We start from the raw sequence: 12,792 nt of genomic DNA on the forward strand, positions 1-12,792 counted from the left end.
CAAAATTGCGGCCACCCCGCAATCCTCGGCCCCTGCTCTCTATCGGCGGGGCGATATTAATCATTCACCCCCCTCCTGTCAAGACCTTTTCCGGCCCAAAACCTCCCCCCCGCCGCACCCGCTACTCTCTTGTCGCCCAACGCACTCCCCCTCACCGCCGGCGCGGCCACCACACCATGACCACACCCCCCGCCCACAGAAACACACCCAGCCCGGTCTGGGCGTAATCGTTCCAGCGCGGCTCCGGAAGAATGGTCGAACGCGACGGATCCTCCGGATCGTAGTACACAGTCACCGCCTCCCCCTCGCCATAGCGCGCCGCTTCCTTGCGCGCCACATCGTAATCCCGGCGCTTGTTGCCAAACAGCGGCACATTCCGGTCGCACGTCCCCGCGTAGCGGGTCGCGCCGACCGTATATTCGTAGGCGATTTCCGGGACGAACGACCGCTCGCCCACCACGCGGGCGGCCACGATTCGGCCCTCGGTATGCGGCCACTCCCGCTGCTCGCGGCGCGCCGCCGTCCGCGCGAACGCCGTGATCGCCAGCACGATTCCGACCGCTCCGGCGGCCGCCCCGAGGCGGCGCACCCAGGGCCGAGCAAGCGGAGGAAGCCGACGGCGCACCAGCCACAGGGCTGCGGCGCTCGCCGGGGCCGCGGCCGCGAGGATCACGATGATCGGAAACAGATGTGCGACGGCGTGGAGCATACTCGCAGCAGCCTCTCAGCGCACCGGGCGGGGCAGCGTCTCGATCCACCAGCCGCGCGCAAGCTCGGCGGCCGCGCGCTCCGCGCCAAGGCCGGCGCAGATGGCCAGCCCGAACGGGATCGCCGCCCCCGCACCCATGCCCGTCACAATGTTGCCGTCCACGGTCACCAGTTCGCCGGTGATGATCGCGCCCCCCTGCGAGAGTTTTTCGTCGAAAGCGGGGAATCCGGTGGCCCGCTTGCCGACAAGGATGCCGGCGGCCTCGGCCAGCACCAGCCCGACCGAGGCGCAGATGGCGGCCACCACCTTCCTTTCCGCGTGCATCCGCCGCACCATCGCCGCCACCTGGGGGCTGCGGGCGAGATTCTCGGCGTTGGCGCGGCCGCCCGGCAGCACGATCGCATCGAAGGAGTCCCCCGCCACATCGTTGAGCGTCGCTTCGACTGTAAGCGTCGCGCCATACGCGCCGCGCACAGTAGTCGATGAAAGCCCGGCCACGGTCACCTCGAACCCGACCCGCTTCATGATATCCAGCGGAACGACCGCCTCGATATCCTCGAACCCGTCCGAGAGCACAACTAACACTCGCCGGCTCACGACCGCCCCTCCCGTGCGCGCTCCCTGTCCCCGATCCCGGCAGGACCCGACGGGCGGAACAGCTCGTAGTGGTCGCCGCGCAGGATGGGCGCGGCCTCGATCTCATTGAGTTGGGCGGCGAAGTGAACGTCGCCGCCGAATCCCTGCGCGATCAGTTCGCGGCCGCTGACGGATTCGCCGAGCGCCCACTCGAGGTGGTCGCGGAGATGAATGAACGCCGCCTCGGCGGCCCGCGCCGAGGGAGACTTGTGACAGTCGAGGCCGGCGATGATGGCCCCGGCGCCGAGCATGTCTTCGACCGCAAACCGGATCGGCAGGTCCGGCGCGCCCTCCTCTCGTTCGCCGCACGCAACCATGGTCACCCCGCAGGTCGGCTTCCCCCGCCGCAATTCACCCACGGCCGCGGCCACAGCGGCGGCATTGACCAGCGCGCCGAGGACAATGTGCCCCCCCGAAACAGCGGCCCGGGTGCACACGCCGCCGTTGACCGAGGGCAGCACCACCCGCTCGCCCGGCTGCAGGCCGCGGTAGGTCAGCGGCGAGAGCGAAAACCGCCCGCGCGCGGGGACGTCGCTGCGCCGCACGGCCGGGCTGGCCTTCACCCGCGCCGCCATCGCAACCGCATCATCGTAGGATCGGCAGGGGTAGATCAGTCCTCCGGCTGCGGCCGCCGCCGCTGTCGCCGTGGAAAAACTCAGGGTATCGACGATTGCGATGATGTCTCTCGCCGCGGCCGCCTGGGCGGCGGCCGACGGTCCCCAGACAAGATCGCACCAGGGCTGCCTGACCGGCGACGCTGTCTCCAACGAAAGTCTCCTTGGATTCGGACGGGCTCTGTACCCGCCGCCATCCTAAAACCTGTTGGGCGGAAAAATGTTCACTGCCCGTCCGCGGCCGGCGGTCGAAGGCCTCGGCAGGGTTCCTCGAGCGCCTGCAGGAAAGGCGCACCCGGCAGGAGCCGGTCGAGGTTCAGGCGCGTGAACACCTGTGCGCACACGCGCTCCATGCCTGCCGCATCGCCCCCCGACGCATACGCCCCGAACAAAATCACATACGCGCTGCCCAACTGCTGCAGATAATCGCCCGCTGCCGGCTCCACGGTCGGCGGCACGTGCGCGAAACCTTCGTAGGAATAGGCCTCAAAGAGGTTGCGGGCAAGGAGCGTCGGATCGAGCGCGGGATGCTCGACCGGGACAAACCGCTGGACCAGTCCCTCCAGACGCAGGTACGGCCCCAGCCACGGGAGCGCCTGCTGCCCCAGACCGGATACCGCATAGAGCGGCCGCCGCCCGGTATTGCCCTGGATAATCCGCAGCACCGCCTGGTCCTGAGCCAGCAGCAGGTGCGGCCCGGCCGTGGGACGGACGAGCAGACGCACGGTATCCGGCACGGACGCTGACTCGGGAAGCTCGTAGTCGGCCGCTGTACCGCCGGCCGGCGCCGCCACTGTCGAGTCGCGCCACACCACCGGGGCGTAAGCGGCCAACTCCGCGGCGGAGAACTCCAGCGGGAGCCGGGGGTCCCACCTCCTCACCTGCTCGACATACCAGGGGGTGTTGAGAAGCGGGACGTTCAGCACCGTGACATCCGGCCGCACCCCCTCTACCCGCTGCAGGTACCAGAGGGGAAAGGTATCGTTGTCCCCCTGGGTGAGCAGGATAGCATCGGGTGGCAGCGGCGCCAGCAGGTTGGAGGCGTACTCCCAGGCGAACTGGTCGGCGGACGCATCGAGCTGCCCGTAGTTGCGCCAGAGGCCGTTACCGGCCGCCAGAAGGATACAGGCTGCGGTGAGTGCCGCGACCAGTCGGCCGGGCAGCCCTTCCAGGCGAAGCGCCGCGCGCACCAGCGCCGCCGCTCCCGCCACCGCCAGCCCGCCGAAAATCACCAGCGAGGGCAGATAGTGGCGATGGAGCGACCGGAAATAACCGGCGGGAATGTTGAAATAGACGATCGCCCCCAGCGACGCCGCGGCAAACAACAGCGTCAGGCCGAGACCCAGACGGAACGACCGCCGCAGAATCACCGCCAGACCGTACACGCCGAGACCCAGCGGGACAAAACCGACGACGCCCAGCGGACCGTCGGCAGAGGCGAATGTCCGCGTGAACGCGGTCACCCAGTCGCTCACCTGGACACTCCAGAAATCCGCGTTGCGCGGGTACAGATTCACCAGGAACCCGCCGCCGCGCATCTCCAGCGAGACGTAGCTCCACCACCGGTCAAGCGACTGCGGATCGCCGAGATTCAGGAACGGATGGGCCCGGGCCATCGGGATCAGCACCAGATGAAATGCCAGCCCGGCTGCCAGACCGCCGATCCCGGCGAGCCAGGTCCCAGCCGAGAGCAGTCCGCGCGGGTGTCGGAGGAGCACCCAGAAGGGCAGCGCGGGGAGCAGCAGGGCGTTGGTCCGGTGCACCGACAGATCCAGCCCCAAAAGCAGGGTGGCGACCGCCAGCCAGCCGTACCCGCCCGTTTTCGGCGCCGCCTCCCACCAGCGCACCAGGGCGGCGACTATCAACACGGTAAAGAGCGGCGTAACAACGTACTCGGAGTAGTGGAGGGCGTAGGTCCAGAGCGTTTCGCCGAATGCGAGCGCCAGCCCCGTCGCCCCGGCCGCCGTCATCACCGCCAACGCCGCGAAAGCTCCCCCGCGCGCCGACGCGGTGGCGTGCGAGATCCACTCCAAGCGGCAGCCCAGCAGAATCGCGCCGGCGACCACGCCGGCGGCCAGCAAACCCGCGAACAGGTTGAGGGCGAACACGCCCATCTCCCCCGGCACAACGTGCAGCACTACCCAGCCGGCGAGGGTCGGAATAACCCCCCCCGGCGGCGCCATGACGCCCAGCTCGTGGGCGGCGAGGGCAAGCTCTGCGCTGCTCCACCAGGCGATTGTCGGATAGGCGGTCGACCCGTACACCGCCATCGCCGCGGCGAACGCTCCCAACGCGGCCGCCCAGCATAACCGGGACGGCGGCGGTCGGCGAGCCCCCAGGATGATCTGATGGTGATCGGTTCGGCTGTGGTCGGGCATACGAAAATCTCCTCCCAACAGTTCGTGGGTCGGGCACAACATCGACTCTGGGCAGAATCATGTTCGGGTGGGTCGCCAACCGAACACAAGCTTTAACCGGAGGAAAACAAACACCCCCCGGCGCTTGCCGGGGGGTTGATGCGAAATTTAACATGTGTGGAAGTCACCCGCTATCGGTGCCGCAACAGGCGGCGGGGTCGGGATCCTTTCCCGTTTTCGCCCCTATAGCCGGTCTTCCATATACATATACCCATCAAAACCCGGTTTTGTCAAGGAAAAATGGACCTTCCAGGGAAATTTCTGACTGTTGCGGCCGGTCGCCGACGGCGCCACCGGCGCTTTTCTCGCACTTCCCCGCCGGATCTTGTGGGTCGCCCCACCCGGACCGCCCGTTGCGCGGCAATCGGTTCAGTGACGCATGATGCGGACGTCGGTGAGAATCGCCCAGACAAACGACGGTCCGCCGCTCACGGCCGCGATTTTCCCCGTTGAGGCCTCTGCGATGTCGAGGAAATACTGGCGGATTTCCGCCCGGCTCACGGAAAAATCGGTCAGCGTAGGCCGAACCCGGTCCCCCTCCTCGATGACGTATCGAAATGTCCGTCCCGCGCGCGTTTGAAACTGCTCACCGGCGTGTTCAACGATCCGCTTCCAGATCTCGTCAAACTGGTCGTTCACAACCGCTCCCCGAATTGATTATGTCATTGTTTCAATTTGCGTTGGCCCCGCCGTCGCCCGACTTCGCCGACTGAGACAACTCCGACCATGCGCAAGACGCTCTGTCTGAGCCGTATCTAGGGAGTTCGTATCCCACATGCAATCTTTTTTTCATACGAGTCACCACGTGACGCACGCCCGCCAATTTTCTTCAGCAGAGCTTGACAACCGAGAATCCGGAGTTGGCATTGAACCCGAGAAGAACAAGAGAACCCGCAGGGCGGACCTCCGTGGAAAAGTGCGATTTGTTGACCTACCTGCAGACGCATGTGCTCAAGTTCGGCTCTCCTCCGACTGACCGCGTGCCGGCGCCCCCGCCCGGTACCCGCTCCTCGAGCGACACGCAGCCGGAGCCGCCGACACCCGCCTGATTTTCGATCTTGGCCGCACCAGATGAGCGCCGCGCGTCGAGCTTGGCCGCGCCTGGCCGGCGGTTGCGCGGCGCCTCGCGCGCGCGAAAGGGCTTGACAACTCCGCCCCGCATGGTAGCTTAAAGGTAGACAACTTTCTGCCACATGCTATCAGATCGGAGGTGTGATGCCTCGATATCTCCCGGTGATCGCGTCGGCGTGCTGCTTCCTGTTGATGTTACCGGCTCAGTCCAGCGGGCAGGAGGACTGCTCTGCGGATTTTGACGTCGACGGCGACGGTCAGCCGCTCTCGATCAACGATTTCGTGACCGCCGTGCGCGCTTTGGCCGGCGATACCACGGTGGCGGTTGCGTGGTCTCATTTGGATCTCAACGGCGACTGCCGGATCGATGGGGCCGATCTCGAGTTGGCGGCGTGCTATTTCGAATCCGGTCTCGCCTGCTTCCCGGACGGTTTCCCCGTGCCGACATGTTGCCAGCCCGACACGGTGCGCGGCGCCTGCTGCCTGCCGCCCGATTCGTGTTCGGTCCGCCACCCGGCTAACTGCGCCCAGCTCGGAGGGATCTACATGGGTGACTGGTCCGCCTGCGCCGCCTACCTGTGCGACTGCTGCGAGGGAGTGCGCGATGATATCAACGGCGACGGAGCGTTCAAGGTCGCGGACGCCACCTTCTTCATCGCCTTCCTCTTCCGCGGCGGGCTCGAACCGCCCTGTTTCGAGGAGGCAGATCTCAACGCCGACGGGAAGCTCGACATCAACGATCTGGTCGGCTCCCTCATCCCGGCCCTCTTCCACCCCGGAACCTGGATGTGGCTGCCTTGTCCCGGCGCGGACCTCCCGGCGGATATCACTTTCGAGGTCCGTTGGTACGACACGCCGACGGGCGGCCTGTCGAGGATGGACACGCTCTACCTTACGCTGCTCGGGCCCGGGGCGCTGCACGGAACATTCGAACCGGGTGTCCCCGAGGATTCGGTCGCCGGAACCTGGTACGCGGACGGCTCGCTGTACCTGGCCAATGCGATTGGATTGGCCGATGCCGGTTTCGTGACAAGGCAGTATCGGAGCGGGGACACCTGGGCGGGAATCTGGGAGTTCACGACGATTGCCGGGCCGCGCCGGCTGCCGGGCACCATGCGTCCCCTGCCGTCGATCTAACGCATCGCAGGGGCGGTCGCCGAGTCGTCCGCGCCTTTCGTCCGCCCGGCGCCGACGTCATCCCGCCCGACGGGTGTCGGCGGTACCGCTGCGCCATCCCCGATACGCCCGCAGGACGTCGAGCACCAGGTCGATGTCCTCGACCGTAAGGTCGGCCGCCACTTGGAAGCGAATCAGCTCCTCCCCTCGCGGCACCACCGGGTAGTTGAGCCCGGTCGCGAGGATGTTGTGCTCGTACAGGTAGCGGACCAGCTCCCGCGTCCGCTCGGTGTCCCGCACGATCAGCGGCACGACCGGGTGGGGGCTCGAAATCGTCTCAAACCCCAGGTCGACCAGCCCCTGCTCGAACCGCTGCGTGAGGAAATGCAGGTGTGCGATGAGCCGCCGCCCTTCGGCGCTGTCGACCACCGCCAGCGCCTGCAGTGCCGCCGCCGCCTCGGGCGGGGTGATCGGATTGGTGAATATGTAGAGGGGATTTTTCTCGCGCAGGTAGGCGACCACGCTCGCCTCGGAGGCGATGTACCCGCCATTGACGCCGAAAGCCTTGCCCAGCGTGGCGATCAGAATGTCGCCGCGCCCGCGGGTCAGCTCCTCCGCGCCGCGCCCGGCGGCCCCGAGCGTCCCGACGCCATGGGAATCGTCGACCAGCAGCACGGCCCCGCGCGGGAACTTCTCATCGTAGCGCTCGACAATCCGCTGGAGGACGTCGAGCGGTGCGATGTCGCCGCGCATCGAGAATACGCCGTCGGTCACCACCAGCGCGCAGTCCGCGCTCCCGACCGAGGCGGCGAGGTGGCGCTCCAGGTCCGCCGGATCGAGGTGCCGGTAAATCTTCCGCTCTTTCGGGCGGGCCAGCTTCATGGCGTTGATGATGCAGTTGTGGTTGAGCTCATCGGAGATGATGACCGTCTCCGGGGTCGTCAGCGCCGCGAGCACGCCCAGGACCGCCGTGTAGGCGGCCGAGGTGATCATGCAGGCCTCGCGCCCGTGGAACCGCGCGAGCGCCTCTTCGAGCTCCACGTGGGGCTGGAAGGTGCCGGCGATGAAGCGCACCGCACCCGGACCGACCCCCATCGAGTGCACCGTCTCCTCCTCCGCCTGGATGGGGCGGGGATGGGTTGACAGCCCGAGATAATTGTTGGCGTTCATGCGCAGGAAGGGGCGGTCGCCGTGGCCCTCCAGAAACACGCGCGTGCCCACCCTCCCGCCGGGCCGATGCACCCGCACAATCACGTGTTCATGGGCTTTGGAGAGCCCCTGCCCCTCAAGCGCGGCCAGTTCGGCTTCCAGCGCGGTACGAAACTTCGTCAGCGGCATCTTTCGTTCCCGGTTATCCCTTCTAAATCGCAGACGGCCGGCGGTTCCGGTCGTCGGCGCGGCAATGTATGGTGTAACGGGGACGGCGGCAAGCGGTTCCCGCGCCGCCGCCCGACAAAAAAACTCAAGGCAGGAACCCCTTACGGGTTCCTGCCTTGGACACTCAGACGGCGGCCGGCAGAGCGGCGGCCGCGGGACGCCCGGACCTCACTGGCCGAACATCTCGATGATCTCCTGCTTGGTCTTGCCCAGGATGTTGTACTTCTTCCCCACCTTGGTGAACGCGTCGAGCGCCTTGTCGAGGTGGTGCCGTTCGTGGGCGGCCGAAATCTGGGTGCGGATGCGGGCCTGCCCCTGCGGCACGACCGGGAAGAAGAATCCGATCGCGTAGATGCCTTCCTGGAAGAGGTCGCGGGAGAAATCCTGCGACAGCTTGGCGTTGAACAGCATCACCGGCACGATCGGCGTATCTCCCTCTTTGAGCACGAACCCGGCTTCGCTCAGCCCCTTGCGCCAGTAAGCGGTGTTGGCCTCGAGCTTGTCGCGGCGTTCGGTCGACGCCGACAGGATTTCGAGAACCTTGAGCACACCGGCCACCACGACCGGGGCGATCGTATTGGAAAACAGGTAGGGCCGGGCGCGCTGCCGGCACATCTCGACCAGCTCCCGCCGGCCGGAGACGCAGCCGCCGGAGGCGCCGCCGAGCGCCTTGCCGAAGGTCGTGGTGATGATGTCGATCCGGCCGAAGACGCCGCACTTCTCGTGCGTGCCCCGCCCGGTCTTGCCGATAAAACCGGTCGAGTGCGAATCATCCACAAACACCATCGCGTCGTACTTCTCCGCCAGCGCCACCATCTCGTCCAGCTTGGCCGTGTCGCCGTCCATGGAAAACACGCCGTCGGTGATGATCACCTTGCACCGCTTGTCGGCGTGCAGCTGCAGCTTCTCCTCGAGGTGCTCCATGTTGGAGTGCTTGAAGGTATCCTGCACGGCGCTGCAGAGGCGGATGCCGTCGATGATCGAGGCGTGCACGAGGCGGTCGGAAATCATCACATCGTCCTTGCCGAGAATCGCCTCGAACACCCCGGCGTTGGCGTCCATGCAGGAGGGAAACAGGATGGTCGCCTCGGTGCCGAGGAAGGCGGAGAGGCGGTCTTCGAGTTCGCGGTGAATGTCCTGGGTGCCGCAAATGAAACGGACCGAGGACATGCCGTAGCCGCGCGTGTCGAGCCCTTCGTGCGCGGCCTGGACCACCGAGGGGTGGCTCGAGAGGCCGAGGTAGTTGTTGGCGCACATGTTGATGACTTTTTTCAACGGCGCCCCGCTGGGGAATTCCACCTCGATATCGGGCGACTGCATCGAATGGATGAACCGTTCCTGTTTGAACAGGCCGGCCTCCTGCAGTTCCCGGATCTGCTGCTGGTAGGTCGCGCGCACGCGATCGCTGAAACCCATGAGTCTTCTCCTTGCCGGCCGGTCGCCCCCGTCCCGCCCCGGTGGCGGGTCCGGCGGGCGGCCACCGGGCGCTTACTTCACATACTCGCGCACGAGCGAGACGATCTTGGTCACCGAGTCGAACGCTTCCGGAGTCGCCTTCTCGTCGGGAATCGAAATCTTGTACTTGTTCTCCAGGAACCGCTTGAGCGAGACCATCGAGAAGGAGTCGACGATGCCGCCGGAGATCAGCGGCGTGTGGACATCGAGCTCGTCGTCCTCGTCCTCGAGGTACTCGCGCCTGACGTAATCCAGAACAACTTTGGTCATCTCATCCATGGTAGTCTCCTGCTCCACACGAGCGTGCCGCTCGGTTAATCGTTTTCCAGCGTCGACACATCGCCGACCTCCTCGCCCCACTCCCTGGCGTGGAGGAGGCGGCGCATGATCTTGCCGCTCCGCGTCTTCGGCAGCCCCGGCACGTACTCGATCTCCTGAGGCATGGCCAGCGGCGACAGTTTCTTGCGGATGAAGTTCATGATCTCCAGTTCGAGGTCGGCGCCCGGCTGATGCCCCGGTTTCAGCGTCACGAACGCCTTCACCACTTCCATGTTGATCGGGTCGGGCTTGGACACCACCGCCGACTCGGCCACCGCGGGGTGTTCCAGAAGGGCCGATTCCACCTCGAACGGGCTGACCAGGTGGCCGCCGGTGTTGATGATGTCATCGTCGCGCCCCGTGAACCAGAAATAACCCTCGGCGTCGATCTTCGCCCGGTCGCCGGTCAGATACCACCCGTTCTTGAACTTGGCCCGGTAGGTCGGCTCGTTGTTCCAGTACGCGCGCATCATCGATGGCCAGCCCGGCTTGATGGCGATCAGGCCGATTGTGTTCGGCCGGTCGATCGGCTGGTGGTTGACGGGATCGACGACACAGGCGGCGATGCCCGGGAAAGCGCGGCCCATCGACCCCGGCTTGATCGGCATCCCCGGAAAATTCGTGATCATGATCGCCCCGGTTTCGGTCTGCCAGTAAGTGTCGTGGAACGGCAGGCCGAACACCCGCTGCGACCACACGACCGCCTCGGAGTTGAGCGGTTCGCCGACGCTGGCCAGGTGACGCAGACAGGTGAGGTCGAACTTTTTGATGATCTCGTCCCCGGCCTTCATGAGCGAGCGGATCGCCGTCGGCGCCGAGTACCACATCGTCACGCGGTATTTCTGGATGAACCGGTACCAGGCCTCGGCGGAGAATCCCTGGTCGAGCACGCACTGCGTCACGCCCAGCGCGAACGGGGCGATGATGCCGTAGGACGTGCCGGTCACCCAGCCCGGGTCGGCCGTGCACCAGTAGATGTCGTCGTCGTGAAGGTCGAGCGCCCACTTGGCCGTGAGGTACTGCCCGATCAGCGAGTAGTGGACGTGTTTGACCCCCTTCGGCTGCCCGGTCGTGCCGGAGGTGTAGTGCAGCACCGAGGGCGTCTCGGCCCGGGCGGGATAGATGGCGAGCTTTTCAACCGGCGGCGCGCCCTCCAGACTGAACGCTACTTCCTTCTCCTGGAGCGGCTTGCGGCCGTCGTAGTCGACGATGATGATGCGTTCGAGCTGCGGCAACTGATCGAGGATCTTCCGCACCTTCGGCGCATGCTTGCGTTGCGTGATGATCACCCGCGTCCCGGCGTCCTTGAGCCGCAGGAGGAGCGATTCCTCGCCGAACGCCGAAAAGAGCGGCTGGACGATGGCGCCGACCTTGAGAACGCCGAGGAACGACAGGTAGAGCTCGGGGATGCGGTCCATGAACAGGCAGACGCGGTCGCCGTCGATCACCCCCTGGTCGAGCAAGAACGCGCCGATCGTGTTCGACGCGAGGCGGATCTCGTTGTAGGTGAAGCGGCGCTCCCGGCCGGTCGCATCCTCCCAGAGCAGGGCCGGCTTGTCCCCCAGCCCCTTTTCGCAGATGCGGTCGGAGCAGTACCAGCCGATGTTGATCACCTCGCCCGGGCGGTACTCGAGTTCCTTCTCGGCGATGGACCAGTCGAAACCGCGCGCACGGGTGTCATACGATCCAAAGTGAGTCATGTCGAAGCAGTCCTCCTATATTTCCAGAATTACGATCGCCGATGCGACACGGGCGGGGCAGGCCAGGCTGAGGCGGGTGCGGCGGATTCCGCGCTGTGCGAGAACCGTCGCCGCCGAACCATGAACCCGCAGGGCCGGCCCGCCGGAAGCAGTCGCCACCTCGATCTCGTTCAGGCCGATGCCGGCGCCCAGCCCGAGACCAAGCGCTTTCAGGAAGGCCTCCTTGGCGGCGAACCGGGCGGCGAAATGCCGCGCGGCGTGCGGCCGCCCGCTGCAGTATGAAATCTCGTCCGCCGTATACACCTGTTCCCGGAGCCCCGCGTGACGCGACAGCTGTTGCGCGACGCGCTCTACATCGACAATATCAAGGCCGACTCCGAATATCACCGTGACACCAGGCGGAAATCCGTATGGCCGTGCCGCTTGGCCAGAACCTCGAGCATCCCGCGGGTCATCGCCCGCATGTCAAATTCCGGCCGCCACCCCCACTCGGTGCGGGCGGCCGAGTCATCCATCGAGTTCGGCCAGGAGTCGGCAATCGCCTGCCGCACCGGGTCGATCTGGTACTCGATCGCAAACCCCGGCACATACTGAGTGATCTCGCGGGCCAGCTCCGAGGGGGTGAAACTCATGGCCGTGACGTTGTAGGCATTCCGGTGCTCCAGGCGGTCCGGGTCGGCCTCCATCAGGTCAACCATCGCCCGGATCGCATCCGGCATGTACATCATGTCCAGACTCGTGTCCGGCCTCAGGTAACACGTGTACTTCTTGTGCTTGATCGCTTCGATGAAAATCTCGACCGCGTAATCGGTGGTGCCGCCGCCCGGCTCGGTCTCGTAGGAGATGATGCCGGGGAAACGGACGCCGCGGGTGTCCACGCCGAACCGCCGGAAATAGTACTGGCAGAGCAACTCCCCGGCCAGCTTGGTCACGCCGTACATCGTCTCCGGCCGCTGAATCGTCACCTGCGGCGTGCGATCCAGAGGGGTCGAGTTGCCGAACACCCCGATCGAACTGGGGACAAACACGGCGCAGTGGTACTGGCGGGCCGCCTCGAGGACGTTGTACAGGCCGTTGACATTGACCTGCCAGGCCTGATTGGGGCGGTTCTCGCCGACCGCCGAGAGGATAGCCGCAAGATGGTAGATGGTGTCGGCCTGGTGGATCGACATGACGCGGGTAATGTGGTGGGGATCAAGAACATCGAGGAACTCAAACGGTCCCGATTCGAGGAACGACCGGTCGGCGGGCATCCGGATGTCGGTTGCGATGACGTGGTCGGCCCCGTAGCGTTGCCGCAGGGCCATCGTGAGCTCCGTACCGATCTGACCGATCGCGCCGGTGATGAGAATCCGTTTCATGCTGCTCCACCAGTTGCA

At 65.9% G+C, this 12,792-nt stretch carries 12 protein-coding genes; 1 reads left to right on the forward strand and 11 read right to left on the reverse strand.

All coding sequences use genetic code 11. The annotated features are described in order from the left end of the window. Positions 1 to 151: 151 nt before the first annotated feature. The 5 genes from KA261_00160 to KA261_00180 all read right to left on the reverse strand — a co-directional run bounded on the left by KA261_00160 (position 152) and on the right by KA261_00180 (position 5,015). Positions 152 to 709: a DUF3592 domain-containing protein gene (locus KA261_00160; GenBank protein MBP7696196.1), complete on the reverse strand. Its 558-nt coding sequence runs from the start codon at positions 707 to 709 to the stop codon at positions 152 to 154. A 15-nt stretch (positions 710 to 724) separates the two neighbouring features. Continuing rightward, the gene (locus KA261_00165) at positions 725 to 1,306 is read right to left on the reverse strand and encodes a DJ-1/PfpI family protein (protein ID MBP7696197.1); all 582 of its coding nucleotides are present in this window, start codon (positions 1,304 to 1,306) and stop codon (positions 725 to 727) included. Further along, positions 1,303 to 2,112, reverse strand: a complete 810-nt coding sequence (locus KA261_00170; GenBank protein ID MBP7696198.1) for a 2-phosphosulfolactate phosphatase — start codon at positions 2,110 to 2,112, stop codon at positions 1,303 to 1,305. Before KA261_00170 ends, KA261_00165 begins: the two co-directional genes overlap by 4 nt. Before the next feature lie 71 nt (positions 2,113 to 2,183). Continuing rightward, positions 2,184 to 4,337, reverse strand: coding sequence for a DUF2723 domain-containing protein (locus KA261_00175; GenBank protein MBP7696199.1), 2,154 nt, complete (start codon positions 4,335 to 4,337; stop codon positions 2,184 to 2,186). A 408-nt stretch (positions 4,338 to 4,745) separates the two neighbouring features. Next, positions 4,746 to 5,015: a hypothetical protein gene (locus KA261_00180; protein ID MBP7696200.1), complete on the reverse strand. Its 270-nt coding sequence runs from the start codon at positions 5,013 to 5,015 to the stop codon at positions 4,746 to 4,748. Positions 5,016 to 5,591: 576 nt separating this feature from the next. Here KA261_00180 and KA261_00185 point away from each other — a divergent pair. Then, a complete protein-coding gene (locus tag KA261_00185; GenBank protein MBP7696201.1) occupies positions 5,592 to 6,584 on the forward strand; it encodes a hypothetical protein in 993 nt (330 codons plus the stop codon). A 57-nt stretch (positions 6,585 to 6,641) separates the two neighbouring features. On the opposite strand, the gene KA261_00190 is transcribed toward KA261_00185, so the two are convergent. The 6 genes from KA261_00190 to KA261_00215 form a co-directional block, all read right to left on the reverse strand. Then, positions 6,642 to 7,901 carry an aminotransferase class I/II-fold pyridoxal phosphate-dependent enzyme gene (locus KA261_00190; GenBank protein MBP7696202.1) on the reverse strand — a complete coding sequence of 420 codons (1,260 nt, stop codon included), beginning with the start codon at positions 7,899 to 7,901 and terminating at the stop codon, positions 6,642 to 6,644. A 207-nt stretch (positions 7,902 to 8,108) separates the two neighbouring features. Beyond that, positions 8,109 to 9,356: a glycine C-acetyltransferase gene (locus KA261_00195; GenBank protein MBP7696203.1), complete on the reverse strand. Its 1,248-nt coding sequence runs from the start codon at positions 9,354 to 9,356 to the stop codon at positions 8,109 to 8,111. A 72-nt stretch (positions 9,357 to 9,428) separates the two neighbouring features. After that, the gene (locus KA261_00200; protein MBP7696204.1) at positions 9,429 to 9,674 is read right to left on the reverse strand and encodes an acyl carrier protein; all 246 of its coding nucleotides are present in this window, start codon (positions 9,672 to 9,674) and stop codon (positions 9,429 to 9,431) included. Between the two features lie 35 nt (positions 9,675 to 9,709). Continuing rightward, positions 9,710 to 11,413, reverse strand: coding sequence for an acetate--CoA ligase (gene acsA / locus KA261_00205; protein ID MBP7696205.1), 1,704 nt, complete (start codon positions 11,411 to 11,413; stop codon positions 9,710 to 9,712). A gap of 15 nt (positions 11,414 to 11,428) precedes the next feature. Then, entirely contained in the window at positions 11,429 to 11,800 is a 372-nt protein-coding gene (gene acpS / locus KA261_00210) for a holo-ACP synthase (protein MBP7696206.1), read from the reverse strand. Beyond that, on the reverse strand, positions 11,797 to 12,774 hold the full coding sequence (locus KA261_00215) for an L-threonine 3-dehydrogenase (GenBank protein ID MBP7696207.1): 978 nt from the start codon (positions 12,772 to 12,774) through the stop codon (positions 11,797 to 11,799). Before KA261_00215 ends, acpS begins: the two co-directional genes overlap by 4 nt. Between the last annotated feature and the right edge of the window lie 18 nt (positions 12,775 to 12,792).

It is taken from the genome of Candidatus Zixiibacteriota bacterium (genome assembly GCA_017999435.1).
Classification (GTDB): domain Bacteria; phylum Zixibacteria; class MSB-5A5; order GN15; family FEB-12; genus JAGNLV01.